The sequence below is a fragment of the Sporolactobacillus shoreicorticis genome (assembly GCF_024125445.1).
In the GTDB taxonomy this organism is placed as follows: Bacteria; Bacillota; Bacilli; order Bacillales; family Sporolactobacillaceae; genus Sporolactobacillus; species Sporolactobacillus shoreicorticis.
Genome location: NZ_JAMXWM010000006.1, coordinates 85,872 through 111,485, shown reverse-complemented (window position 1 = coordinate 111,485; position 25,614 = coordinate 85,872). Strand labels below are relative to the sequence as shown.

Sequence of the window (25,614 nt, the reverse complement as noted above, 5' to 3'; positions counted from 1 at the left end):
GCGCCTTAAATTCACGCGAAGGCTTGGGTTTTCCTGATCGTTAGTCAGTAACCACTGCTTTTTCTTCTTTTGATTTTTCTTCTTTTTTTGTTTCTTTCTGCTTTTCTGCTGTTTCTGCGGCCTTTGGTGCCTTTGCCGCCTCTGGGTTGACTTTTTCAGCTACTTCTTTTTTTTCAATTTTCACTTCTTGAGTCCAGCCCAGCTTGTCTTCGATCTTGCCGGTTTGAATGCCGGTCAGCGTATCATATAATTTTTGCGATAGTTTTCCGGTCTTGCCGTTGGCTACTTTTATAACATGGTCATCCCATTTCAGGAATCCGACCGGAGAAATGACAGCCGCTGTCCCTGTACCGAAAACTTCTTTAAGCTTCTGTTTTTCCGCCTTCTTAAACAGTTTATTGACAGAAATTTTCTTTTCTTTGACAGTCACACCCCAGTGCTTGAGCATTTCGATCACCGAAGCGCGTGTGACACCTGGAAGAATACTTCCGTTCAGAGCCGGCGTCCAAACCTCATCATCGATTTTGAAGAAAATATTCATGCTGCCAACTTCTTCGATGTACTTGTGCTCCACACCGTCGAGCCATAGTACTTGATCAAAACCCAGTTCTTCCGACTTGGTCTGGGCCTTAAGACTGGCAGCATAATTTCCTGCTGTTTTCGCATAGCCGACACCGCCTTTAATGGCGCGGACATATTCGTCTTCAACATAGATTTTCACAGGATTCATTGAATTGCCGAAATAGGATCCGACTGGGGACAGAATGACGAGCAGCTTGTAGGTCGCTGAAGGATGTACGCCAAGTGCCGAATCCGTACCGATAATAAACGGCCGAATGTACAGTGACTGTCCCGGCTGAGATGGAATCCACGCCTCTTCAATGGCAACCAGTTTCTTAATCGCTTTAATCACGAATTTCTCATCAATTTCCGGGATGTTCAGTCGCGCGCAGGACTGGTTCATCCGCTCCATGTTCTTGTCCGGGCGGAACAGCAAAATACGCTTGTCTTCAGTACGGTAAGCTTTTAACCCTTCAAAGACTTCCTGTCCATAATGAAAAATGGTCGCGGCAGGATCAAGAGTAATCGGTCCGTAGGGAACGATCCTCGGATCATGCCAGCCCTCTTCCAAAGAATAATCCATCTCGAACATGTAATCGGTAAAATACTTGCCAAAACCTAGTCCGTCTGCGTTCGGCTTCACTTTCAAGTGATCCGCTTTATGAAACGCGATCGACTGCCCCATGATTCAAATCCTCCTAAAATTTGTTTTCCTTACTTAATTATATCAATCCGTTATCAAGTACGCCATATCCCCTGCAAAATCGTTAAGGAGAATATAAGGCGCACCGAATCTGATTCGTTTCATACGTTATTATTCATGTTCAGCTTCATTAATATTCCATGTATTTCAGCCGCACTCATTTCCGCAATTTTTTTGCATAAAAAAAGGCTGAAAAACGAAGTGTAAAAAAAGCAAAAAAAATGAGTAAAAAAGCTTCTCTTACGTGGCCGATCCTGCTACAATGTTCTGGTTGACTTAGAAGGTCACGTAAGCAATTCGGTGATCTTACTTTTATTTTTCATCTGAAAGGAGCGCTTGCTATGCGCCAATTTACCTTTGCCTCTTGTGCCCTGTATTTTCTAACCGGTTTGACTGCTATTTCAATCGGATCTGTGATGCCTGAACTTTTAAGCTATTACCATGTATCATACACAATTGGCGGAAGACTGATTTTTGTTGGCGCAATGGGATTTCTTGCAGGCGTTCTGCTTACTTCATATCTGAATCGCCGCTTTCATCCGAAACCGATCCTGACCATTTCCGCTCTGATCATCGCCTTGGCACAATTCAGTATTTTGCTGCTGCCGCCATTCCCGCTGTTCATGGCACTTTATTTTTTGAATAGTGTCGGCTCGGCTGCGATTGGTATCGTGGTCGCAACGATGTTTATCGAAGTATTCATCGGCCGGCAGGCGGTCGCCATGAGTTATTTGGAAGTTTCTTTTGGTCTCGGCGCATTTACCATGCCGCTGCTTGCCAGCTTCTTTATCGCGCACGGCATTTGGCGTTACCTATTTGTGATTACTGCTGTACTCGCAGTTGTACTCGCCATCGTCTGGACACAGATTTCCTACTCAAAACAAATGGTCGATAACCGTGAGCCTCTGGATGCTTCCGGTTCAAGTGATATACAGCGGCCGCTAAGTGCACACCTAAAATGGATCGTGCTCGGACTGTTTGGTTTGATCGTATTCCTGTATGGTGGATTTGAAGGCAGTCTGAACAACTTCATGTCGTCAATTTTTATGCATTATCTGAATCAAGCTGCGTATTATGCTTCGATCAGCATCGGCATTTTCTGGGGCGCGATGGTGATTGGCCGTGCGGCGACCGCAATCATTATCCGCAAACTCACCTATAGTACCTACCTGCTGATGAGCATTTGCGGTTCAATCGCTTCTCTGCTTTTGTTTATTCTTTTAAAAAATGCGCTGATGGGTTATGTTTTTGTCGGTACGCTGGGACTGATGATGTCCGGCATTTATTCCATCACGCTCGTCTATGCAAACTACTCCATTCCGAACAGCGCAAATCTGGTCACACCGATCATTTCAGGATTATCCGGACTCGGCTCAGCCATTTTCCCGGCTGTCACCGGAGTAGCTATCGACCGCGCAGGCATGGCTGCAACCCTGTGGTATATTGTTGGGATCGCAACTGCTTACTTAGTCTTTCTGCTGGTGATCAATCGGTTGCGCAGCGGACGTCCTGCCCGCCTTGCTTTACGATTCGGTCATCATCGCCGGGTGCAGCCGGCTTTTTCCACGAGACGCGCACGTTATAAATAATTGAACAGATATGAAGCCCATGTGGAAAAATTCCGCATGAGCTTTTTTATTTTGTGACCATTTCGTTAACTGCGAGCATCTCTTTTGAAATCCGTTCACAAGAACATTATGATGAATCCGAATCAAGAAATTCATCAGAAGTGCGTTCCCTGATCATTTATACAAGGAGGAATAGGAATGGTTGAACAAACAATTACTGCCGCATCAGCAGGCACCTTTAAAATTGGTGGTGATTTGCCGGTTAATCGATTAGGTTACGGAACGATGCAACTGACCGGGCCGGGTGTCTGGGGTGATCCGAAAAATCCCGATGAAGCCGTACATGTGCTGCAAACAGCCGTTGACTTAGGTGTCAATTTTATCGACACGGCAGATGCTTACGGTCCATATATTGCTAATGATTTCGTTAAAAAAGCACTCCATCCTTATCCAAGTGATCTGGTCATCGCAACCAAAGTAGGCAACACCCGTCAAGGACCTGATCGATGGATTCCAGTTGGTCGACCGGAATATCTGCGCCAGCAAGTGGAAATGAACCTGCGTACGCTCGGCCAAGATTCGATTGATCTGCTCCAGCTGCATCGAATTGATCCAAAAGTACCGCTAGCTGATCAGATCGGCGAACTTGCACTGATGAAGCTGGAAGGAAAGATTCGTCACATCGGTCTCAGCCAGGTAAGTGTCGGTGAACTTCAGGCTGCAAATGAAATTACACCGATTGTATCTGTTCAGAACCTGTACAATCTGGCCAAACGTGATTCGGAAATGGTATTGAATTATTGTGAGAAAGAGAAGATTGCCTTCATTCCTTGGTTTCCTCTTGCGACCGGTCAATTGGCTAAGGAAGGCGGACCTCTCGACAAGATCGCGAAAAAATACAACGCTAAGCCAGCTCAGATTGCCCTTGCATGGCTGCTTAAGCGGTCACCGGTGGTTCTTCCGATCCCAGGCACCTCATCTGTCGCCCATGTTAAAGAAAACATTACAGCAGCAGGAATCACGCTCAGCGATGAAGATTTTAAGATTTTGTCTCAAGCTGTATAAAACTGAAAAGAGATACATGGATCACTCAGTTCAAAAAAGCTGGATGATCTTTTTTTGATTGTAATCAGTGTAATCGCGACTTAATCAAAAGTTTCTTCAACTATTTCTTATCAATACAAACAAACTCCATATGCGGAAGATTCATTTTACGATTGGATCGTTTCTCAACAACTGTATTGATTTTGCTTTTGATCGTTTTAGGTCTGACAAGCCAGTTGAAAAAGCGGTCGTCCCGCAACCATTTCAGGCGGATTGAATAAACTAGACATAAAGAGAGGTTGGCATGGGGGAGCGAGCGATGAACGGGCAGATTCAGGAGGCCGAATACGCGCTGATTAACGCGCTCGGCACAATTGTCGCTGCGGTCGGAGCCACGCCCAATGTAACGATTCCCGAACAGCTAAAGGGTGAACTCGGTATTATCGGCAACGCGCTTCAAGCCGCCGGCAGCGCACTTGACGCCAATAAAAGTGATGGACTGGATGCAATCGGCGATGGAACACAAGCCTTCGGAAACTCACTGGTCATTTATGGGGCAATTGCACATGGTCCTGAAGAAAACGGTATCCGTGCCACTTTGAACGGTAACTGGCTTCAAGCACTTGGCGGCTCGCTTTCACTGCATTCTAATCTTGTTTCGGAAGAGCGGAACCGATCAGTTGCTCTATCAGTTATCGGCAACCTGCTGCAAATCGCCGGCAATTCTCTTCAAGGTGCCTCATCAATACTCCGGTTAAACCAAACAGCCGATGAAACAAAATCAGAACGGATCGACACAACGGGAAGTTGGGTCCAGGCCATCGGTGCAGTTCTTTCGTTTTTAGCTGTGCTCGATCAGGTGGGAATGGACGAGGATAAACTATTTAAAAATCCATACTAAGAAAGCACCGTCATTTCCAAATCATCTTTCTCTATTTTTTGACTGCAATGCGGATCAATTAACACACAGTGATGATTGACTGACTTTTATTCCATCGACTAAGGACTCGGTTCGATGAAAAAGAGAAGAATCACCCTTCCGCACGCTCCGCCCGTTTAAATCGTCCTGGACCCGCCAGTCCGTAGAAAAAAATCTGCGTTAAATCGATTCTCATGGATTCATCGACCGCCATCGCTTTCTCCTGATCGGAAAATGTGTCAATCAGCATTTGCATGAAAAAGAAGATTGATTTCTCCGAAAGAGCGGAATCAACATAATGCTCTGCTTTTCCCTGCTCAATCAATTGCACCAGCTTACCATTCACGGGCTTCAAGTAGCGTTCGTTTGTCTGCTGAACATTTTCCGAATGTGCATAATAAAGCTTTTTAAAATAATTGTCATTAAATATTTTTTTCTTTTTCGCTGTATACTGGAAAACCTTATTGATTTTTTCCGGGAAGGGCAACTCTTCAGATAAAAGCTGATCAAAGAACACATTGACCCCCTTCGCAAAGTCGTCCAGCATCTGCTCAAGGAGCACATCCTTATTGTCAAAATATTTATAGACGGTGACCGGTGACACATTGGCTTTTGCCGCAATGTCGCGCATTGTTACTTTTTCAGCTCCGAAAACGGCAAACTGTTCGGACGCCGCTTTTTTAATCCGTTCCTTTGTCTTCTCCGCTCGTCTCTTGTATCCATCCATATTTTCATCCGTCATCCTTCGCAGTAGTTATTGCTTTTATTTTACCATATCCCATTTTACTAACACAATTAATAAAATTTGTTCACTATGTATTGATTGTGTTGATCATTTGATGTATATTATGAACGTTAAAAACATTTATTGTTCATAATATAATCATTGGAGGTACAACTTATGTTTATTGAGATTAATCAATTAAATAAAACGTATCGCACCGGCGACGTGGTGTTTCAGGCCTTGACCGACGTCGATTTTGCTCTTGAACGCAAGGAAATCGGTGTGATTCTCGGGCCTTCCGGCTCGGGCAAATCCACTTTGCTGAACGTTATCGGCGGTGTTGACCGCGCGGACAGCGGAACCGTCAAGATCGGCAGCAAGTTCATCACCGACATGAATGATAAGAAATTGACGCTCTATCGACGAGCCTCTGTCGGATTCATTTTTCAGTTCTATAATCTGATTCCTAACCTTACTGTGGAAGAAAATGTGGAAGTCGCCACCAACATCAGCGCGCATCCGATGAAGGTTGATGATATTCTGCATGCGGTCGGCCTTACGGATAAGAAAAAACGATTTCCCAGCGAATTGAGCGGTGGTCAGCAACAACGTGTTTCCATTGCCCGTGCAGTCGCTAAAAATCCTGAATTGCTGCTCTGCGATGAACCGACCGGCGCACTCGACTATAAGACGTCCAAAGACATTCTGGCGCTTCTTGAAAAAATCAATAAAACCCTTGGCACGACCGTTCTGATTATTACTCACAATAATGCGATCAGCGGAATCGCGGACCGGGTTGTCCGCATTCGAAGCGGGGAAATCACCGAGTCATGGATCAATAAAGAAAAAATTCCGGCAGAAAGGATTGAATGGTAATGGTGCTCAACCGAAAAGTCAGGCGAACGATGGCCGAGCATAAATCACAGTATATCGGCTCGATCATCCTGATCATACTCAGTTGCATGATCTTCACACTCTTCAGCATTTTGAGTACTAATCTGGACACCAATAACCGGGATTTTCAGAATAAACATGTTCAGGAAAATGCTCATTTCACCGTGCAGAAACCGCTCAATAATCTGCAGAACTTCGAGAAAGCTTATCACGCACGCCTCGAAAAACGCTTGAGCTTTGATGCTTCCTTCGATCATGACACAACGCTGCGTCTATTCAGCCCATCCGATCGCGTCAATAAACCGTTTATTCAGGAGGGGCATGCCATTCGGAAAACAGACGAGATTCTGCTTGATCCGAGCTTCGCCCGAGCACAGGATCTGTCAGTTGGCGATTCATGGCTGATCGGTGATCAGAAATTTAGAATAGCCGGATTCATGGTTCTTCCGGATTATATGTATCCTTTAAAAAGCGAGAGTGACCTGTTCTCCGACAGCAAAAAATTCGGAATTGGCGTCATCTCTGAAAAGGCATTCAAACAATTAAATCATGGCGCTGCCTCTTACAGCGCACACTTTGATCACGGTGCAGATAAGATTGCTTTCAAGCAAGCGGTAAACCGCACGAACCGAGTGACCGGATGGTTGGACAGTGCGAACAATCCGCGCATTCTATTCGTTAATGAAAAAATCAAGAGTATACAGGGGATGACCGGTTTTCTTCCCATCGCAATTCTTCTGTTGACCTGCGGCCTGGTCAGCATTATCCTTTGGCGAACCCTGAAAACCGAGTTTGTTCAGATTGGTACACTTTACGCATTGGGATACAAGAGGCGGGAAATTATGCGTCATTATTTATCCTATGCCTGGGTCGTCTCATTCATTGGCAGCGCACTGGGTACGGCCATCGGTCTGATGACCGTCAAGCCCATGCTTCAATTTTTTGTCGGCTATTTTAATGTTCCGATCATCACGATGTACTGGAATCCGCCGGTTCTGCTGCTCAGCATCCTGCTCCCTGCTTTGCTGCTTGTTCCGGTCACTTGGCTGGTGATTCATCGGGCACTCAAGATGTCGCCGCTTGAACTCATGCGCGGCGGCAAAAAGAAAAGTAAAACCGGTTTTCTGGAACATCATCTGCACCTGAATAGTCTGCGTTTCAAAAACAAGTTCAGGATCCGTGAACTGGTAAGAAATGTGCCGAGGACGCTGCTCATGGTGTTTGGCGTAACCTTTGCTTCGATGCTGCTTTTGCTTGGCTTCGGTCTGCAGAATTCGATTCAGTTTATGATGGACGGCAATCACGATGCGAACCATTATGAATATAATTATCTTTACAACAGCATAAAAACGACCGCTGAATCACACGGCGAAGCCTACTCCGTCTTCTCCTTCGCGCCTGAAGGAAAAACGAAAAATGCCAAAAATCTTTTTTCGGTGTACGGTGTTCGGCATCCATCGGATTATTTGAAACTGCCCGATTCAAACGGGCATCGCCTCTCTCTGGACCAGACGATTATCACCCGGCCACTTGCGGATAAACTGGCCGTCAGCGAAGGAAGTACCATAAAAGTCACGAGCACTTTGGATAACAGAAAACACGAAATCAAAATTAATAAAATCACACAGGTTTACACCGGGACCGCTGTTTATATGCCAATTGAAAGATTGAATACGCTGCTTGATCTGCCATCCGGCAGCCATAACGGTGTCTGGTCGGATAAGAAATTGTCCATCGCTTCCGATCAGCTCGCCAATATGATCAGTCGAAAAGACACACAGAACAGTTTTAAGGCAATGCTCCAGCCGTTGCAGGCTACCATAGGGTCGATTGCATTGATCGCTTTTCTGATCGGCCTGATTATTGTTTATGTCATGACTTCACTCGTCATTGAAGAGAATAAAGAGACCATTTCAATGCTGAAGGTATTCGGATACAAGCAGAAAGAAATATACTCGCTAGTTCTCAGCAGCAATACCTTACTCGTGATCCTTGGTTATGCGCTCGCCGTACCGCTGATCATTTTGTCCCTCGGCGGCCTGTTTCGCTCGTTCAGCGAATCTGCCAACTTATCCTTTCCGATCCGTCTCAGTACCTGGTCTATCATCATTGGTTTTGTCATTATTCTGATCACTTATGGCATTTCCCGATATGCGGGAAAAAGAAAAATCGGCCGCATCCCGCTTAGCGACATTCTCAAATAGCGAATGGAATAATATAATTGATGGTGATACTTTTAAAAATCAATTAAAAAATATGACTTCGCCAATCCTCTGGCAAAGATGAAGTTTTAGTTTCCTTTCTTATAGTATAAAAAGATATGAAGCTCGTGCGGAAGAATCCGCACAAGCTTTTTTTATTTGTCGCATGTTGAACGAGAATTAAATGTATTGTTGTAGGATAGTACCTGCATGAGATGGATTACCTGTAAGAATCAATCGCTGATCCGCTTTCTTTATATTTTGACTGAAATGTGCCGAATAATTTTTCAAATGCGTATGGAAGAGCAATAAATAGAATTCCTATAAAAAATCGAATATCTGCATTTCCAATGATAAACAATACGTACAACGTCATATTTATGAGTACCTCAATGGTCGCATAAATTTTAAGCTTTAAGAAACGCGTCGGTTCAACTTTAGTCAGGTCCACATGAGTGATGACTAAAGTTAGTCTCGATTTAAACTTTCCAAGATGTACATAGATCAGCCCTACTAGCTGAATAATTGTCAGAATAATGAATAGTAAACAAATGCTATTTTTTATTACCTCCAACACAAATTTCCTCCCATTCACTTATTTCTTCTTAACCTTTTACAGTCTCAGTTCCCTTGATTTTAAATGCAGCAGCGTCGGTAGAAAGGCAAGGGCAATACTGAGGCACATAATAATATCCAGAATTATTCTACCCATTACACCAAGACCAACGCCAAGTTAAGGTATTTTTTTAGCGAATTACCGTTAAAATCGGGCGTTGAAGAATGAAAATCATCAGATAGAAGGTTAAAAAAAGACAACAAACATACAGATGACTCCCCCCATGTCAAACAATTTAATTTACAAAAATCGCTCTCGGCTATCTTTATAATCACGGACTGTTCCGCGTGACGCTTGATTTAAAACCAGCTGATGGCCGGCCACAGGCAACAATAGCTTAATTTTTCAACTATTTTTCATGACGCGCCGGAACTTTTTGAGTCAACAATTTGAACAAGCCTTGATCGTCAATTATATTTATCGCTGTAATTTTGTCATCGTCATTGGTGCTCGTATCACCAATGATGGTGACCGTGTTTGTTTCTCCGTTTTTGCTGTAGTCCACATCAAATTCGAACGTGTACCCTCCGGATTTAGCTTTTTGTATTTTGATCGGTGTTGCTGCCTTCAATTGATAGCCGGCCATGAATGCGGTTTGCAGCCAAGTGGTTGCTTGATTATTCTTTAAAAACTCTTGAAGGTATTGTTCATCGAGAAAGAATTTATACTTTTTTTCTAAATAGGGATACATTGCTTGAGGATCTTCTGTCGTCTGTTTCTTAAATAACTTTTTTTGCTCTTCATCCGGACCTGTGACTATACCTTTCAAAACCGTTCGGATTGTTTCCTCCCTTTTAATATCATGCGGACTTGTGTCTTCACTCTTTCCGGTATCTTTAGGAGAAACTGAAGTTGTGTTTTCTCCATTTTTACGCTCCGAAGAAGCCGTGTCTCCATTTGAACAACCGACAACGAAAAGAAATAAAGATACGAAAACCGCCCATTTGGGTAAACCGCTTTTCATAAACTGAAACCTCGGTTCTTTATAAAGAAAACCTTTGGATGTAAATGATAACATTAATGAACATGATTATTTTAGAGGCTGCATGCCAAATCGTAGATGAGGACAATAAAGGTGAACAGATAGGGTTTAAAAAGTATAGATTGTACAGAAAGGTTCAAGAGAAGTTCCGTTTATTACTGCTTTAATTGTGACAGACAAACTATTTTTCTTAATAATAACATTATAGGTAATAATGAGTAAACAAAAAATGTAAGTTGATTCTTATACGCTAATGGCCAAATCGTCAATCTGAATGGATCGATATGCAAGATATCTGCATAACCTAAAAAATAGTGCACCGCGTGAAATAATCAAACCCATGAAAATTCTTGTCCATCTCGGTATAATAGAAACAACTTACTTGGAATGAGATGTGAGCTTGATGAAACCATTAACCGAAGAAACGCACCGCCACCTGATTGGGACCGCGCTTAAAAAAGAGGCGGCGTCCTTATATTTTCCTGATGTCTCTGTGCTTCATGTCTATTCAGGAATCGTTCAAAAAGAAAATGTATGGATCCGTGGCAACCGGATTGCCTATGTTGGTCCAGATGAACCGCTGATCTCAGAAGAAACAGAGATTTGCCATTTAAAAGAAACCCAGGTGTTAGTTCCAGCCTACATCGAGCCTCATGCACATCCGTTTCTGCTCTATAACCCGCTTGCTTTAGGCGCTTATCTGACGGAAAAAGGAACAATGATCTCGGTTAATGACAATAGCTTTGCATTGGCGCATTTAGATGAAAAACAAATGCACGCTTTTGTTGAAGAATTGAATCAAACCGAATGTCACACATGGCTGTGGTGGGCTTATTTCGAAGAACATCGTCCCGTAACCCGCACGCTGGAAAAATGGCTGAATCAGCCGTATGTGATGCAGGGCGGCGAACTTAGCCACTGGCTGCTGTTCAAATTGGGTTCTTCTGATCTATATGAGAAGCTTTTCGCAGTCCGGCATTCCGGAAAACGGATGGAAAGTCATCTGCCCGGCTCATCAGTCACCACGTTGAATCTATTCGCGGCCGGAGGAATTTCCGCCGACCACGAATCAATGACCGCGCGTGATGTCATCAACCGGTTGAATCTCGGCTATTACACCGCAATTCGTTATTCGTCAATCCGTCCTGATCTTCCGGAGATCATGAGTGGATTAACAAAGCAGCCGGGACTTGATTTATCCAAGCTGATGTTAACCAATGACGGTGCCTCACTCCCCTTCTTGAAACAGGCGACCCACGCGTCGATGATCGAGCTTGCAATGGAAAGCGGAATTTCGGCTCCGGACGCCTATCGCATGGCAACCTTGAATCCCGCCGTATATTACCGCATGGATGACACTGCGGGCAGCATAACCCCGGGAAGAATAGCGGACATTAATATCATCGACAGCTTGAATGATCCGGAACCGACAAGCGTGCTTTTCGAAGGAAAATGGCTGGTGCGTGACGGGGAAAAAGTGGTGAGACCGGCAAACTTTGCTTTCGAACATTATTTTAATCACGCTGATCTTACGCATCTTCCGAATGAACGCCCTGTGCGGGAGACGACATCCATCGGTCTGTCACTGGAAAATAGCGTCATCACTCGCCCGTACGCGTTTGATCCGGGCAGCGAACTCTCGGATAACGAGTGTTATTTAACGTATCTTTGCCGGACAAGCGGTGCGTATCTGAGCACACGGATCAAGAATTTCTCGCATTCCCTGCGCGCACTTGCAAGCACTTATTGTGCCTCTGGGGATATTCTGATTATCGGGCGAGACAAAGAAGCGATGGCACATGCCTATCAAACGATCCGCGCCGGATTCCAAGGCATCACCGCGCAGTTTGATGAGACAGGTTCATTTTCGATCAATCTCGATCTGCTTGGTATCATGAGCAAAAAGACGATTGACGCACTGGGTCATGAGGCTGAGCAATTCATTGAACATATGAAAAAGAACGGATTCGCTTTTGATGATCCGTTCTTCTGCCTGTTTTTCCTGACCGAGCTGCATCTTCCTTTTGTTCGTCTCACGCCAAATGGCATCATTGAGATCAAATCAAACGCGATCATTGCCCCAACAATTAATAATTAACCTTTTCCAAGTACAGACCGCAGGCTGTAGAGGATTTTAAATTGTTTTTTCATCGGAGACCGACTGGTTCGATTTATTTGTTACCGAAATTGAAAATGCAATTAATACTAAGGAAATGACACCATAAGAAAACCAGGAAACATGAATATTAATGATATTCGCAATTCCTAGAAAAACGAATTGCCCTAGAGGTGCACCAACCATCATCAGCGTATTAATGACTCCGGCAGTAGAAGCCAAATGTTTTTCATCGATTTTCTGAATCATCAGGGATGAAAAGCGCACATTGATTTTACTAAGCGTATAAGCAGCCATAAATGCTGCTATAAATAGAACCCAAACAGAGCCTAGAATTGTAAAATCCAGTGCCATTAGAACAAGGCTGAAAAGCGTGACATTCAGGATGGATGTAATCTGCCAATTTTTAAGAAAGTCATTGCTTAAAAGAGCTCCCAAAATCATGCCTACTGAAAAAATGATTAATGTAATTGCCAGCGTATTGCCGAAGTTGCCGAGCCAAAGAAACGATTGATTCGCCAAAGTGACGCTGATTAGGCCCTCACAACTGCCGCCGATTGAATTGACTAAGAAAAAGAGAATTAAAATTGGAAAAATCGTCGACTGATGCCGAAGATCTTTCAACGTTTCCCAGCTGCTTGCAAAGAAATGATGCGTCGATTTTTCGGTCTGCACGGAAGGCGATTCGGTTTTCTTGGGATCTATATCCGTTTTAGAAGCGATCTCTTTTCTATTTTTCAGTATGATCAAACCGGCGCCTAAAAACGTGCACGCGTTAATTAATGCGAACAGCCCATAATTATGATTTAATAATACAATCAGTCCCGCACCGAGTCCTTGAAAAACGATACTCACAATCTGAGTCATGGCAGAGGATAAAGAAACAGCATCATCTATGTTAGACGGGGTAACAGAATGCTTGATAACAGTTATCCCTATTCCGCTGTTATACTCGCCCAGTACATCAGAACTAACTATAATTAATAACAGTAGTATGAATAGAAGCAATGGGATTGATTGATGATTGAGGGTAAATGTCACTGCCAGAATCAAAAACAATCCGCACTGGATCGCGCGGGTTGCGATTAGTTTATTCACTTTTTTCCGAGTCTGATCCGCCCAGTAACCGGTTAAGAGTTGCAGTAAGATGGGAAATACCGTTGCAAATGAGGCAAGAGAAACGGCTAGTGTTTTGTAGGGCAGTGTTGCGGCGTAGATGATAAATACGATATTAAATAAACTGTCCCCAATACCATTGAGAACATTCGCATTAAGCAATGCGCGGTAAATTTTATTCGAACCATATTCATGCAAATTTTATCACTCCTATTTGGAAAAACAGCACACGCATAACTGTTTTTAATGATCATTACGGGTAGCATTTTTGTTTGCGCATATTAAAAGAGCCGTCTCGAAATCAGAAGTATTACAAAGTTACAAAGAATTAAGGAGGCTTCGAAAATTCACTAATTTTTTGTCAAAATTTAGTAGTTTATTAATGATGATGAAGATTATATGCCTTATTTTTCAATTGTCAATATACATAGAATAAAAAATAAATTTAATTACTATTAGTTTTCATCATGATTAAAAATGATCCGAATCATCTCTATATATAATTGGCCACAGCTTATCCTCTAAACGAGACCGCTTACCTAAGCAAGTGGTCTCGTTTAGAATATTAATTTCTAGTGGTGTGAATTATGAGCATCATTTCACTTATCAATAAATTCTAACAAACAAAAAATCATGGACTATGGACATTCTTTCTCTGTACTGCTTTGAGGTTTCGATTCATGCTGAGTGGTCTAATACTTAACCTTTTCCAAGTATAGTCCGCAAGCTTCGGCCATGCGGCCGGTTCGCACGCGTTTCTTGGATTCTAGAATTTGTAGGATCGCAGATGCATCAATTACGCCGAGTCCGGCCTCAATCAATGTACCAACCATTTTCCGCGCCATGTTGTACAGGAATCCGTCTCCGGTTAAGCGAATATCGATGAAGTCGTCATGCGCGTCAATTATAATTGCTGAGATTGTGCGAACTGCCGGTTTTTTCTTTGATTTTGCGTTGGCATAAGCGGTGAAATCATGGGTGCCAATGAAATCATGGCTTGCTTGCTTCATCAGTCCGACATCCAATTTTTCATCCACATGCATGCTGTACTTCCTCATAAACGGATTGCTGATTGGTCCGTTCCAAATTTTATATAAATAGCTCTTTTCCTTGGCATTATAGCGGGCATGAAAACGTTCCGGCACACGTGCCACGTCAATCACGCTGATGTCCTGAGGCAGATGATGATTCAGATGATGATATATTCCTTCCTCAGTCAGCAGCTTCTTCGTTTTAAAATTCGCCACCTGACCAAGTGCGTGAACGCCGGCATCCGTTCTGCTGCAACCGACGATCTCCACAGGATCGCCGTCAAGCACCGTAAGCGCCGCTTCGATTTTTCCTTGAATTGTATTCTTATCATTGCCCAGCCGCTGCCATCCTTTATAACGGCCACCGTCATACTGAATCGTTAATTTGTAATTGTTCATCTTTTGCTCCCTCTGCAATTTCAATGGTGATGGATGCTTATCTCGGTCTTCCGCATTGTCCACCAATGACAGTCTCTTGTCAAATTCTCCCCATAGCATTCATTTCTAAGTAAACCCTTAATCGGAAAAGCTCTATGAGTTGTGCTACAATATGAGTGTTACTTTTGACAAAACGGTGACAAATCAACCTATTTTTCAGAAAGCCAGGTGAACTCATGTCCTCAATTGAGTGGCAAAAAATGAAAGACTATGAAGATATTCTCTTCGAAACCTATAAGGGAATTGCAAAAATCACCATTAATCGTCCGCATGTGCGCAATGCGTTCACACCCAATACAGTTGTTGAAATGATCGATGCGTTCGCCCGGGCACGCGATGATGCATCAATCGGCGTCATTATCCTTACCGGTGCAGGAACAAAAGCGTTCTGCTCCGGCGGCGATCAGAAGGTACGCGGCAACGGCGGTTATGTCGGAAAAGATAATATTCCACGTTTGAATGTGCTTGATCTGCAGCACTTGATTCGAATCATTCCGAAGCCGGTCATCGCGATGGTTGCTGGCTATGCGATTGGCGGCGGAAATGTGCTTCAGGTCGTGTGCGACTTAACAATTGCCGCCGATAATGCGGTCTTTGGTCAAACCGGACCGAAAGTCGGAAGCTTCGACGCGGGCTACGGTGCAGGTTACTTAGCGCGTATTGTCGGTCACAAAAAAGCGCGTGAAATTTGGTATTTGTGCCGTCAATATAACGCGCAGCAGGCACTGGATATGGGCCTTGTCAACACAGTTGTGCCGCTCGATCAGCTGGAAGAAGAGACTGTAAAATGGGCGCAGGAAATGCTGTCGAAGAGTGCGACCGCGCTCCGATTTCTCAAAGCGTCGTTCAACGCGGATACGGACGGACTCGCGGGACTTCAGCAATTCGGCGGCGACGCGACGCTTCTTTACTACACGACCGACGAAGCGAAAGAAGGACGCGATGCCTTTAAAGAGAAACGCGATCCGGATTTCAGCAGATTTCCTAAGTTCCCATGATCTCGGAAACAAATCCGTCCATGCCGCAGTGGCTTAACCAGCGTGCGCGGCTGACTCCGAATCGGATCGCATTCGAAACGGAAGACGCTCGGCTCACATTCAAACAATTACTCGTGCGCACGCGCCAAGCTGCGTCGGCACTTCGATCGGCTGGAGTTCATTCTGCCGATCGCGTCGCGTCGCTCCAAAGCAATACCTTGCCTTACGCCGTCACCGTCCACGCGCTGATGATGCTCGGCGCGGTTATGGTGCCACTGAATACCCGATTATCGGCGGATGAGCTTGCCGGCCAAATTCAGGACAGTGGCTGCCGATTACTGATTACAGATCAAAAGTTTGAACAAAAGGCATCGCAAGTCAGCGCACGAGTCAGCTGTGCGCTTATTCATTCAGAAAAGTGGACAGACTGCGAAGCATTGCCGGACGACTTTAATAGAGAAATTCAATTAGAAAATCCATGCACGATTATTTTCACCTCGGGTACAACCGGACATCCGAAAGGTGTCGTGCTCAGCTATGGAAACCATTGGTGGAACGCGAACGCTTCCTTAATTAATCTCGGACTTTCACCCGATGACAAGTGGCTTTGCTGCGTCCCGCTTTTTCATGTCAGTGGTCTGTCCATTTTAATGAAAAGTGTGATTTACGGCATGACGGTGTATCTGCAGGAAACGTTTGATCCGCAGACCGTCAATCAATTAATTACGTGCGGCGGTATCACGCATATCTCCGTCGTTGCCTCTATGCTGCAACGGATGATCGACACACTCGGCGATCAAAATACTTATCCGAAAACCTTGCGATGTGTGCTGCTTGGCGGCGGACCGGTGCCGAATGCACTGCTTAAGCGTTGCCTGAATCTGCAAATGCCCATTTATCAAACGTACGGCATGAGTGAAACGGCCTCGCAAGCGGTCACGTTGCCGCCTGAGTACATGCTTGAAAAGGCTGGTTCGGCGGGTCAGCCGCTTTTTCCACTCCAAGTTCGTATCTCAGCGGCCGCACCCAATACGCCGGGGGAAATTATGATTAAGGGCCCAACCGTTTTCAGCTACTATTTAAATAATCCTGAAGCGACACACGAGGCTTTTGACGGTGAATGGTTTCGCTCAGGCGATATCGGTTATCTCGATAAGGATGGCTTTCTGTTCGTGCTGGATCGCCGGAAAGACCTGATCATTTCCGGCGGGGAAAATGTGTACCCCGCTGAGGTCGAATCTGTTCTAAACGGCTGCAAGGGTATTTCCTGCGCAGGAGTCATTGGTATCCCTGATAGTCGATGGGGACGCGTGCCCATCGCATTCGTCAGTCTTAAAGAAGGCGCCGATTTTTCCGAATCGGAACTAATCAACGAATGTAAACAGCATTTAGCTTCGTACAAGGTGCCGAAGCGCATTTTCGTTCTTGCGAAGCTGCCTGAGAATGCATCGCGCAAACTGCTCAGGCGCAAGCTATATGAGGAATATGAAAAAATGAATCGTGTCAATTAAAAGCCGGGAATTGGCCCGGTTTTTTATTCCGCAGGATGCGATGGCTTTCTCGTTGTCCCTATAAAATAAGCGAAATTTTTCCACTTATATGCATCATGGCGCTTCTTTCACGGGTAAATAAGGGTAATTTTTCCGCTTATTCAAAGAAAAATCCTCTATTTATACGCTTTACAGTTCGATAAGCGAAATTTCTCCGTCTATTTCTCAAATCAAATTGGGCGCTTAACCTGCTCGCCCAACCGAATCTTATGACGTTGATCGTCGTACCAGCAAGGCAAAACAATAAACGTTCTTTACCTTAAATAAAAACCGGGACAAGCCCGGTTTTTATTGTATTGCTTTAATCTCCTTAATACCTGTTTCTTCACGGACAACGACTTCCAGTTCTGCGTTGCATACGGGACATTTAACTTGTTGTACAGATCGGTTCAGGCGGATGTCCGTACCACTTTGATAACCGTTGTAATGAGGACACGTTTTCATTCTCGATTCCTCCCTTCACTACTTGATATACCCTTTTATTCAGAACGATTCGCAATGAATTGTACGAGGCAGCACCTATCTGATCACTCAAAAACTTTTTATGTCATAATTACGCCATAAATTCCACTTATTTCCTTTTATAATTGTTTATCCGGCCATGCTATAATTTTACTAGGATGAAAATATGACTGTTGCACGAGTCTTCCAAAAGGACTCAAACATGCCTCAGCATGAAAGAAAGGTGCCCTTTATGGAAAAAAGACAACTTAATCCTCGAATTCTAACGATCTGGCGCCAGAGAGCGATTATGACGAACATCGCTTTCTGGCTGAGCATCGGCGGATTCGTCACGAGTATTTTCTTTTTTGACTGGCCGCATTTCCTATTCTACATTGTCGCCGCGCTTGCCGCGCTCACTATTCTCCACCTGATCCTTTACGTATTTATTTTCCCAACGATCAATTACCGAACCTTTTTCTACGAAATCAGACAAGAGGATCTATTGATTCAAGACGGCATCTTCATCATTACACAGACCGTTATTCCGTTTACTCGCGTGCAAAATGTAGAGACCACTCAAGGGCCGCTGCTGCGCAAGCACCGCCTGACTGCCGTATCTGTCACGACTGCGGCCGGTGCGCATGAAATTCCGGCTTTAGAAGAGTCGGACGCGCTCGCTCTTCGTGATCAGATCGCCGAGTTGATTAAGGAGAATCCGGCTAATGAAATCTAACGGCAAGCATCTTCATTTCTTCGCCATAATCAGTGATGCCGTCGCAACACTGCGAGGCATCATCGTGCCGCTGGGCTTTGGCTTTGTATGGGGCGTTCGTCACTTAGGCGATATCATCGGCTATGTTCTCATCATCCCGCTTGTTATCGTTGTCTTCAACTTTTTTAAATGGCTGCGGTTCAAATATGAGTTCGTCGATGATCAATTTCATATCCGTTCAGGGGTTCTCGTCCGCAGCGACCGTTACATACGCATTCAGAGAATTCAATCGGTGCAGATCAAAACGAATCTGCTGCTTCGTCTGCTGGGCGTCGTTCAATTAAAATTCGACACCGCGGATCAGGCATCCAAAGGCGATACGGTTCTCTCCGCGCTCAAGCTTGAAGAAGCGGAACGAATCAAGGCCGAGGTCAGCCGAGGAAAAACGCAGCAATCCGCCACGGCCGTTGAGGAAAAGCCCGTACAAACAAGCAAAGATTTACCTAAAAAAATCTATCTGCTCTCCGGAAAACGGCTGCTCGCCGCCTCACTGCTTTCATCCAAGATAGGCGTTATGATTGCCGCAGTGGCCGGCCTTTGGTCCCAAGCGGATGACTTTATACCCGATAGCATCCAAGGGCGATCATTGAGTTACCTTGAACATGCCTCGCTTGTCGGAATTATCATCATTATTGGAGTGGCAATCCTTCTGTTCTGGCTTTTTTCCTTGGTCAGCGCGCTGCTTCGATGGGGGTTCTTCAAGCTATCCATATACGAAGAAGAATGGTGCATTCATCGCGGTGTTTGGGAAACAAGTGATGAGACGTATAAAACCGACCGCGTTCAAGCGATACGTATCAAAGAACAGTGGTTCCAGCAATTGTTCGGATGGTGCACGGTCTATGCCGATTGCAGCGGCAGCATCGATTTGGAAAAAAGTGACGGCGGGTCGATTCTCGTTTTCCCGCTCCTCCGGAAAAAAGAATTGCCTGACTTTCTCAAAACAGCGATCCCAAGATTTTCCGGACCGATTGAACGCCATCCGTTACCCATGCGAGGCACGCTCTATCGCATGATTCTGCCTGCGGCCTTTTGGATCGTTCTATGCTCCGTACTTACTTGGTGGTTGGATTGGGGGAAATATACATTTATTGCTTTCCCGTTCATTCTTGCGTATATTTGGTTTAAGAATCGTTCAGAGGGCTGGGCACTCATAGATAAGCGGCTCATTGTTGTGAATCGATGGTTAACGAAAACCACAACTATTACGACAAAGCAACATATTCAATCGTTTGCGAAAAGGCAGTCACGTTTTCAAAAGAAACTCAACCTATCCACATGTAAAACGTTCATTCGCGCATCCACTCAAGAAACCTTTACCATTCATCAGCTTGACGAACAGGATGCGGATCGCTTATTTCACTGGTTCAGAAAAAAATGACGATTTAGAGGAGGCGCCTGCCAATGAATTATTCCTGGAGTATCGTGATCATATTTATTTTGTTTGCCCTCTACCGCCGCATTCGCCGCAACATCGGCTGGCAGCTTTTTAAAGTAAAACGCATGTTGATTCGCATAACACTATTCACGATTATTGGCTTATTTTTTCTCTCGGGCAGCCTCACTCATCCAATCAGTATTGTTTCGGATCTTTTAGGATTGCTTGCCGGAGCAGCTCTGGCTTATTACAGTTCAAAAATGACAGAACTGGAACATCGGGATAATCGTTGGCATTACCGAACCAATATATGGATCGGCGGTGTGGTCAGCGCCCTATTTATCGGGCGGCTTCTTTACCGATTCTATGAAGTTTATTCGAGCGGCATGCCTCAAGGAAACACAGCCGCCACGCAGCAAATAAACACGAACAGTGCATGGTCAGCCGGTTTGCTTTTAATCATGTTTGCTTATTACGTCGTTTATTATCTGCTGCTGTTAATCAAGCAGAAGCAAATCAGTCGTGCGTTTGAAAATGCTAACTAATAACGGTTGTGTCCGTCCATCCCAATGATAAAAAAAGCTTGATGTGGCCAAGCTTTAGTTTTTCCGGTAGCGTTAATCGCCTTTTATTATAAAAAACACCAATTCGTCAAGGCGCAGTGCCTCGGCAAATCGGTGTTTTTTTATTTATCAAGTTCCGGTTCTTCGATGGAAATCTGCCAATTAATCGGTGCTTCGCCAACCGATTGCAAAAACTGATTGGTTCGTGAAAAAGGACGGCTGCCAAAGAAACCGTATCGCGCGGAAAACGGACTCGGATGCGGCGATTTAATGATGAAATGCTGCTTATTCGTAATCAGTTCTTCCTTAGCCTGGGCATTTCGCCCCCAAAGAATGAACACGATCGGCTGCTCCCGCTCATTTAAATCGCGGATGACGGCATCGGTAAATTGTTCCCAACCCATGCCCTTATGCGAATTCGCAGCGCCACGGCGAACGGAGAGAACCGTATTGAGTAGCAATACGCCTTGACGCGCCCATTCGATCAGACATCCGTGTTTTGGGATCTCACAGCCGAGGTCATCCTTTAATTCCTTAAAAATATTCTGCAGCGACGGCGGCGGCTGCACACCAGGCATCACCGAAAAGCTGAGTCCATGTGCCTGACCCGGTTCATGATAAGGGTCCTGACCCAGAATAACCACTTTCACCTTTTCGTAAGGCGTGTAGTTTAGCGCATTGAAGAGATCGTACATATCAGGATAAATGGTTTTCGTTGTATACTCTTTTTTGAGAAACTGCCGCAGTCTCTGATAATATTCCTTTTCAAATTCCGATTTCAGCAAAGGTTCCCAATCATTTTTCAAAATGTGTTTCACCAATTTTTTCTCCTCCCTGAATAGTTGTCCCTTTTCCTTTGGTTTATTGGCCTTTGATGATTTTGAAGGTGAACGCAGCCAAACAGATGAGTCTTTCAGAAGGCTTTTCACGAATAAGCCAATAAATAGTGACGACCAACATAATCTTTTGACACAGCTTTACTTTTAATAAACAATTTTCCAATTATGATCAACGGTCGCTTTAATTATTTTTTTCTCAAGCACTTCATTGGCAATCAGCTCCGTCACATCAACCGGAATATCCTTGACAATCGGTTTTTTGCAGAACATAAAGTAATCACCGCCGCCGACTGCCCGATAATTGTTCATCACCACATCATACTGGCCATCCATTCTCACCGGCGCTTCATGGTAACTCAGCTTAACAATACGCTCCCCCGCCGGACGGGAAATGTCGATGATATAGTCAATCCCTTCCCACATGTCATAGTTGTAATGCTGCGGTTTCGGATCGGTAAATGCCTTGCTAACCTGGATTGGCCCGCCGATATACGTCTCGAAGTAGGATGCTGACCGCTCCAGTGCATTTAGCATATCCTGCCCGCTGATCCGCAGCACCCGCAAAGTGTTCGGGTAGATATAATTTGCGACAATGTCGCGCATCGACACATGCTCAGGCATCCCGGGCGATTCATTATTAAAAAGTGCGGTCGAACTGATATCCGTACCAGACACTTTCATTTGAAGCCGATTGATGAATTCAATCAGCGGGTGATCCCGAGTACGCACCTTCATCGGATCGTGAACACGCATATCACCGTCAATCTTGCCAAGCGGCTGATCCAGCCAAGTCTGCGCATCCCGCTCATAGACATCCACATAACTGAGCAGCGACATATCCGACTTGATTCCCCGAACGGAAAGAAGTTCGGAGCTTTTCGATGTAATCTGCCAGCCCTTGACTGCCCGTTCCAGTTCAAGCGTCACTTTTCCCAGATGCGTGCCATTGCATCCCGGCTGAATAACAGCCACTCCGTTAATTGTCTTTCCATAGATCATCCGATGCTGGTGTCCGGTGAGCAATACGTCGATGTCCGGCACATCCTGACAAATCTGGTATGCTTGATTTTCGCCTTTCAGCTCTTCAATCGCTTCGCCTGTATCCAGATCGCGTCCGAAGCCGCCATGATAAGATAAAATCACAACATCCACTTTCTTCTCATTTTTTAAAAACGGAACCCACTTGTTAGCCGTATCCACCGGATCATCAAAACGCATCCCTTTAATGTGTTCCGGCTTTTCCCAGTTCGGCACATATTTCGTCGTCAGACCCAGAACAGCCACGCAAGGACCATGAGTATAGCTTTTTATGATATAAGGTGTGCCAAAAAATGGTTTGCCTGTTAATTCATGAACAATATTAGCGGCCAACCAAGGAAATTTTGAGGCATCAACTGCCCGATTCAGCACATCGCTGCCAAAATTAAATTCATGATTGCCAAATACAGCACAATCATAATTCAGTTTATTTGCAATGACCGTCATCGGATTTGGACGCTTGTGATCAAATCGTGCGTAATAATAAAGCAGCGGCGTCCCCTGAATCATGTCGCCATTATCTACTAATAAAGTGCATGGATGCTTGGCGCGCTCTTTATACACAAGTGTTGCAATTTTTCCCATCCCGACATCCTCCGGACTGTTGTCTGCGTATCGAATGGGATAGATGTTTCCATGAACATCGCTTGTCTCCAAAATAACCAGTTTCATCGTCTCACCGTTCACCTCTCGTTCCTCTACCATACTACCATGCCACGCAACATTTGCGTCAAAAAAATTCCTTTCCGGAAACATAACGTCAAATGCAAGCTTTTTTATTTCTTGTTTCATAATTTTTAATGTGTGCAAATCAACACTTCGACGTCCAATCCGATATAATAGAAACTGAAATGTATTTGGACAACCCGAATGGAATAAATCATGATGGAATATAATTGTGATGATTAGCCCCGTCTTGAACTTTATGGAGGTGTTTTCCTTAATGAATAAGCATCAGTTTAAGCTCCCCATCCTCTTTATCTTTTTTCTTGTCGCGCTCCTCACGCTCTCATCGTGCGGCAGCAATCAGCCGACAGCAAAGGACCGTGTGGAAGACTATGTCAAAGCATGGCAGAAACAAGATTTTTCCAAAATGTATGCTCTTCTTTCAAAACAATCACAAAAGAGTATTCGTAAAGCAGACTTTGTTTCCAGATACAAACGAATTTATGAAGCAATCGAAGCAGGTAAATTAAAAACCAGTATTAAAGAGAATACAAAAAAGGAAGGCACCGTGCAGTTGAAGGCAACCCTCAATACGGTAGCCGGGCCGGTTAAATTTTCTCAATCGGTACAGCTGAAGGAAGAGAAACGGAGGGATAAGCAGAATTGGTATATCAACTGGAATCCGAGCCTGATTCTTCCTAAAATGACAACCGGTTCGAGAATACGTGTCGATACGCTCGCCAGCACGCGCGGAGAAATTGTTGATCGCAACGGCGAGCCTCTGGCAGTGAACGGCACTGCCGCACGAATTGATCTTGTTCCCGGCAGGATGGGATCGGACAGTGACAAGGCAGCAACGATTAAGAAACTGACCGGGCTGCTTGGTGTCAGCAAAGAACAAATTGATCAAGCACTTGCCGCTTCATGGGTCAAAGCAGACAGCCTCGTGCCGATTACAACCGTGGACCAAGCGAAAACAAAACTTATCAAGGAAGCAACCGAACTGCCCGGTGTCGTAAAAACAGAGGTTTCAAGCAGGGTGTATCCTGATAAAAATGCAAGTGCGCATTTAACCGGATATGTAGGCAAAATGACTGCCGAACTTTTAAAAGAACATCCAAACGAAGGCTACAACGCCAACTCAGTAATTGGTAAAACTGGGCTTGAGCTGCTATTCGAAAAGCAACTCCGGCAACACGACGGGGCAGCGATCATTTTACTTGATCCCACGGGAGCCGCAGCCGGGACAATTGCTAAGAAAAATCCGGTTAACGGTAAGAATATTCAGCTGACGATTGATCGAAATGTGCAAGACGCCATGTATGCCCAGCTAAAAAAAGATGCGGGAACTGGAGTTGCTATTGATCCGAGAAACGGCGACATTCTCGGACTGGTCAGTACGCCATCCTATAATCCCAATGATTTCGTCCTTGGAATCTCATCAAGTGAATACCAAAAGCTGAGCAATGATAAGGAACAACCGCTAAGAAATCGGTTTACTGCTGCATCCGCACCCGGATCAACTTTTAAGCCGCTGACAGCAGCGATTGCCTTAACTCATAAAGCAATTAATCCTGACACTCAGATCGCCATCAGCGGAAGCAAATGGCAGAATAATAGTTCATGGGGCGACTACTATGTCACTCGAGTCAATCACGATCCGAAGGTCAATCTGCAAACCGCGCTGTTCAAATCGGACAATATTTATTTTGCTCAAACGGCGCTCAAGATCGGCGGCTCAGCCTTTGCTTCCGATGTTAAGAAATTTGGTTTCGGCGAGTCCTTACCGATCGACTATCCAATGCGCAAATCGACCATTTCAAATGATGGTAAGCTGGACAGTGATTCGCTTCTTGCCAACTCCGGTTATGGCCAAGGCCAGGTCAGTGTCAATCCGCTTCATTTATCATTGATTTATTCAGCATTTGTTAATGACGGCAGCATGATCAAGCCGCGGTTGATCAAAACCAATGATCCACCAACCTTCTGGAAGAAAAATGTTATGTCCGCCGGTATCGCTCAATTATTGAATAAAGATTTGATCCAGGTCATCGACAATCCTTCAGGAACCGCACATGATGCAAAAATAAATGGCTTAACCCTAGCCGGAAAAACCGGTACGCCGGAATTTAAAAAGAAACAGGGAGAATCCGGACGTGAAAACGGCTGGTTCGTCGCCTATAATACGGACAACCCGAAGCTGATGGTCACCATGATCGTTGAAAACACGCAAAAGCATGGCGGCAGCCACTATGTCACGCCAAAGGTCAAAAAGGTTTTTGAACGGGTTTTGAAGAAATAATTAACAATTAAAAAGTTGAAAAGAAAAGGATGCCTTAAAGTCGTTTTTTGACAATGAGACATCCTCTTTGATTATATAAAACCTTGATTTATGCACCTTTTGGAATTATGAACTGGTTTAGAACCCCCTTTTGGGAAAGCTTCATTTTTTGCGAAAGAAATCATTTACTAAG

At 44.6% G+C, this 25,614-nt stretch carries 21 protein-coding genes; 12 read left to right on the top strand and 9 right to left on the bottom strand.

Annotated elements, in window-relative coordinates; all coding sequences use genetic code 11:
• Positions 1-40 precede the first annotated feature (40 nt).
• Entirely contained in the window at positions 41-1,246 is a 1,206-nt protein-coding gene (locus tag NIE88_RS07055) for a branched-chain amino acid aminotransferase (RefSeq protein WP_253060620.1), read from the bottom strand.
• Positions 1,247-1,605: 359 nt separating this feature from the next.
• On the opposite strand from NIE88_RS07055, the gene NIE88_RS07050 reads away from it, so the two are divergent.
• The 3 genes from NIE88_RS07050 (at position 1,606) to NIE88_RS07040 (ending at position 4,777) form a co-directional block, all read left to right on the top strand.
• Positions 1,606-2,853, top strand: a complete 1,248-nt coding sequence (locus NIE88_RS07050; RefSeq protein WP_253060619.1) for an MFS transporter — start codon at positions 1,606-1,608, stop codon at positions 2,851-2,853.
• A gap of 177 nt (positions 2,854-3,030) precedes the next feature.
• Positions 3,031-3,897, top strand: a complete 867-nt coding sequence (locus NIE88_RS07045; RefSeq protein WP_253060618.1) for an aldo/keto reductase — start codon at positions 3,031-3,033, stop codon at positions 3,895-3,897.
• Positions 3,898-4,180: 283 nt separating this feature from the next.
• Complete coding sequence (locus tag NIE88_RS07040) at positions 4,181-4,777, top strand: DUF6944 family repetitive protein (protein WP_253060617.1); 597 nt, start codon at positions 4,181-4,183, stop codon at positions 4,775-4,777.
• A 130-nt stretch (positions 4,778-4,907) separates the two neighbouring features.
• On the opposite strand, the gene NIE88_RS07035 is transcribed toward NIE88_RS07040, so the two are convergent.
• A complete protein-coding gene (locus tag NIE88_RS07035; protein WP_253060616.1) occupies positions 4,908-5,522 on the bottom strand; it encodes a TetR/AcrR family transcriptional regulator in 615 nt (204 codons plus the stop codon).
• A 174-nt stretch (positions 5,523-5,696) separates the two neighbouring features.
• Here NIE88_RS07035 and NIE88_RS07030 point away from each other — a divergent pair, with 174 nt between their 5' ends.
• Both NIE88_RS07030 and NIE88_RS07025 read left to right on the top strand, forming a co-directional pair.
• Complete coding sequence (locus NIE88_RS07030) at positions 5,697-6,395, top strand: ABC transporter ATP-binding protein (RefSeq protein WP_253060615.1); 699 nt, start codon at positions 5,697-5,699, stop codon at positions 6,393-6,395.
• Positions 6,395-8,617: an ABC transporter permease gene (locus tag NIE88_RS07025; RefSeq protein WP_253060614.1), complete on the top strand. Its 2,223-nt coding sequence runs from the start codon at positions 6,395-6,397 to the stop codon at positions 8,615-8,617. Before NIE88_RS07030 ends, NIE88_RS07025 begins: the two co-directional genes overlap by 1 nt.
• Positions 8,618-8,834: 217 nt before the next feature.
• Here NIE88_RS07025 and NIE88_RS07020 read toward each other — a convergent pair whose 3' ends face one another.
• Both NIE88_RS07020 and NIE88_RS07015 read right to left on the bottom strand, forming a co-directional pair.
• The gene (locus tag NIE88_RS07020; protein WP_253060613.1) at positions 8,835-9,188 is read right to left on the bottom strand and encodes a hypothetical protein; all 354 of its coding nucleotides are present in this window, start codon (positions 9,186-9,188) and stop codon (positions 8,835-8,837) included.
• Between the two features lie 391 nt (positions 9,189-9,579).
• The gene (locus tag NIE88_RS07015; protein WP_253060612.1) at positions 9,580-10,194 is read right to left on the bottom strand and encodes a hypothetical protein; all 615 of its coding nucleotides are present in this window, start codon (positions 10,192-10,194) and stop codon (positions 9,580-9,582) included.
• Between the two features lie 421 nt (positions 10,195-10,615).
• On the opposite strand from NIE88_RS07015, the gene NIE88_RS07010 reads away from it, so the two are divergent.
• On the top strand, positions 10,616-12,310 hold the full coding sequence (locus tag NIE88_RS07010; protein WP_253060714.1) for an adenine deaminase C-terminal domain-containing protein: 1,695 nt from the start codon (positions 10,616-10,618) through the stop codon (positions 12,308-12,310).
• Positions 12,311-12,346: 36 nt separating this feature from the next.
• Here NIE88_RS07010 and NIE88_RS07005 read toward each other — a convergent pair whose 3' ends face one another.
• Both NIE88_RS07005 and truA read right to left on the bottom strand, forming a co-directional pair.
• Entirely contained in the window at positions 12,347-13,642 is a 1,296-nt protein-coding gene (locus NIE88_RS07005) for an MFS transporter (RefSeq protein ID WP_253060611.1), read from the bottom strand.
• A gap of 494 nt (positions 13,643-14,136) precedes the next feature.
• Positions 14,137-14,874: a tRNA pseudouridine(38-40) synthase TruA gene (truA, locus tag NIE88_RS07000; RefSeq protein ID WP_253060610.1), complete on the bottom strand. Its 738-nt coding sequence runs from the start codon at positions 14,872-14,874 to the stop codon at positions 14,137-14,139.
• A 215-nt stretch (positions 14,875-15,089) separates the two neighbouring features.
• On the opposite strand from truA, the gene menB reads away from it, so the two are divergent.
• Both menB and NIE88_RS06990 read left to right on the top strand, forming a co-directional pair.
• A complete protein-coding gene (menB, locus tag NIE88_RS06995) occupies positions 15,090-15,911 on the top strand; it encodes a 1,4-dihydroxy-2-naphthoyl-CoA synthase (protein ID WP_253060609.1) in 822 nt (273 codons plus the stop codon).
• A gap of 20 nt (positions 15,912-15,931) precedes the next feature.
• Positions 15,932-17,401, top strand: coding sequence for an o-succinylbenzoate--CoA ligase (locus NIE88_RS06990; protein ID WP_253060608.1), 1,470 nt, complete (start codon positions 15,932-15,934; stop codon positions 17,399-17,401).
• Between the two features lie 327 nt (positions 17,402-17,728).
• On the opposite strand, the gene NIE88_RS06985 is transcribed toward NIE88_RS06990, so the two are convergent.
• The gene (locus tag NIE88_RS06985) at positions 17,729-17,884 is read right to left on the bottom strand and encodes a hypothetical protein (protein WP_253060607.1); all 156 of its coding nucleotides are present in this window, start codon (positions 17,882-17,884) and stop codon (positions 17,729-17,731) included.
• 250 nt (positions 17,885-18,134) lie between these two features.
• Here NIE88_RS06985 and NIE88_RS06980 point away from each other — a divergent pair, with 250 nt between their 5' ends.
• Genes NIE88_RS06980 through NIE88_RS06970 form a run of 3 tightly spaced genes read left to right on the top strand, consistent with a single transcriptional unit; the run spans position 18,135 to position 20,579 of the window.
• The gene (locus tag NIE88_RS06980; protein WP_253060606.1) at positions 18,135-18,617 is read left to right on the top strand and encodes a PH domain-containing protein; all 483 of its coding nucleotides are present in this window, start codon (positions 18,135-18,137) and stop codon (positions 18,615-18,617) included.
• Positions 18,607-20,037: a PH domain-containing protein gene (locus NIE88_RS06975; RefSeq protein ID WP_253060605.1), complete on the top strand. Its 1,431-nt coding sequence runs from the start codon at positions 18,607-18,609 to the stop codon at positions 20,035-20,037. Before NIE88_RS06980 ends, NIE88_RS06975 begins: the two co-directional genes overlap by 11 nt.
• Positions 20,038-20,060: 23 nt before the next feature.
• Positions 20,061-20,579 carry a CcdC protein domain-containing protein gene (locus tag NIE88_RS06970; RefSeq protein WP_253060604.1) on the top strand — a complete coding sequence of 173 codons (519 nt, stop codon included), beginning with the start codon at positions 20,061-20,063 and terminating at the stop codon, positions 20,577-20,579.
• Positions 20,580-20,719: 140 nt separating this feature from the next.
• On the opposite strand, the gene NIE88_RS06965 is transcribed toward NIE88_RS06970, so the two are convergent.
• Together NIE88_RS06965 and NIE88_RS06960 are read right to left on the bottom strand one after the other, a co-directional pair.
• On the bottom strand, positions 20,720-21,415 hold the full coding sequence (locus NIE88_RS06965; RefSeq protein ID WP_253060713.1) for a uracil-DNA glycosylase: 696 nt from the start codon (positions 21,413-21,415) through the stop codon (positions 20,720-20,722).
• A 165-nt stretch (positions 21,416-21,580) separates the two neighbouring features.
• Entirely contained in the window at positions 21,581-23,146 is a 1,566-nt protein-coding gene (locus NIE88_RS06960) for a bifunctional metallophosphatase/5'-nucleotidase (RefSeq protein ID WP_253060712.1), read from the bottom strand.
• Positions 23,147-23,417: 271 nt separating this feature from the next.
• Here NIE88_RS06960 and NIE88_RS06955 point away from each other — a divergent pair, with 271 nt between their 5' ends.
• Positions 23,418-25,442, top strand: coding sequence for a penicillin-binding transpeptidase domain-containing protein (locus NIE88_RS06955; protein WP_253060603.1), 2,025 nt, complete (start codon positions 23,418-23,420; stop codon positions 25,440-25,442).
• Positions 25,443-25,614 lie beyond the last annotated feature (172 nt).

Coding starts and splice junctions, on each gene's coding strand:
- NIE88_RS06955 (WP_253060603.1), top strand. CDS start 23,418: ATGAATAAGCATCAGTTTAAGCTCCCCATCCTCTTTATCTTTTTTCTT.
- NIE88_RS07055 (WP_253060620.1), bottom strand. CDS start 1,246: ATGGGGCAGTCGATCGCGTTTCATAAAGCGGATCACTTGAAAGTGAAG.
- NIE88_RS06975 (WP_253060605.1), top strand. CDS start 18,607: ATGAAATCTAACGGCAAGCATCTTCATTTCTTCGCCATAATCAGTGAT.
- NIE88_RS06960 (WP_253060712.1), bottom strand. CDS start 23,146: ATGAAACTGGTTATTTTGGAGACAAGCGATGTTCATGGAAACATCTAT.
- menB (WP_253060609.1), top strand. CDS start 15,090: ATGTCCTCAATTGAGTGGCAAAAAATGAAAGACTATGAAGATATTCTC.
- NIE88_RS06985 (WP_253060607.1), bottom strand. CDS start 17,884: ATGAAAACGTGTCCTCATTACAACGGTTATCAAAGTGGTACGGACATC.
- NIE88_RS07045 (WP_253060618.1), top strand. CDS start 3,031: ATGGTTGAACAAACAATTACTGCCGCATCAGCAGGCACCTTTAAAATT.
- NIE88_RS07040 (WP_253060617.1), top strand. CDS start 4,181: ATGGGGGAGCGAGCGATGAACGGGCAGATTCAGGAGGCCGAATACGCG.
- truA (WP_253060610.1), bottom strand. CDS start 14,874: ATGAACAATTACAAATTAACGATTCAGTATGACGGTGGCCGTTATAAA.
- NIE88_RS06980 (WP_253060606.1), top strand. CDS start 18,135: ATGGAAAAAAGACAACTTAATCCTCGAATTCTAACGATCTGGCGCCAG.
- NIE88_RS07010 (WP_253060714.1), top strand. CDS start 10,616: ATGAAACCATTAACCGAAGAAACGCACCGCCACCTGATTGGGACCGCG.
- NIE88_RS07015 (WP_253060612.1), bottom strand. CDS start 10,194: ATGAAAAGCGGTTTACCCAAATGGGCGGTTTTCGTATCTTTATTTCTT.
- NIE88_RS07035 (WP_253060616.1), bottom strand. CDS start 5,522: ATGGATGGATACAAGAGACGAGCGGAGAAGACAAAGGAACGGATTAAA.
- NIE88_RS06970 (WP_253060604.1), top strand. CDS start 20,061: ATGAATTATTCCTGGAGTATCGTGATCATATTTATTTTGTTTGCCCTC.
- NIE88_RS07030 (WP_253060615.1), top strand. CDS start 5,697: ATGTTTATTGAGATTAATCAATTAAATAAAACGTATCGCACCGGCGAC.
- NIE88_RS06990 (WP_253060608.1), top strand. CDS start 15,932: ATGCCGCAGTGGCTTAACCAGCGTGCGCGGCTGACTCCGAATCGGATC.
- NIE88_RS07050 (WP_253060619.1), top strand. CDS start 1,606: ATGCGCCAATTTACCTTTGCCTCTTGTGCCCTGTATTTTCTAACCGGT.
- NIE88_RS07025 (WP_253060614.1), top strand. CDS start 6,395: ATGGTGCTCAACCGAAAAGTCAGGCGAACGATGGCCGAGCATAAATCA.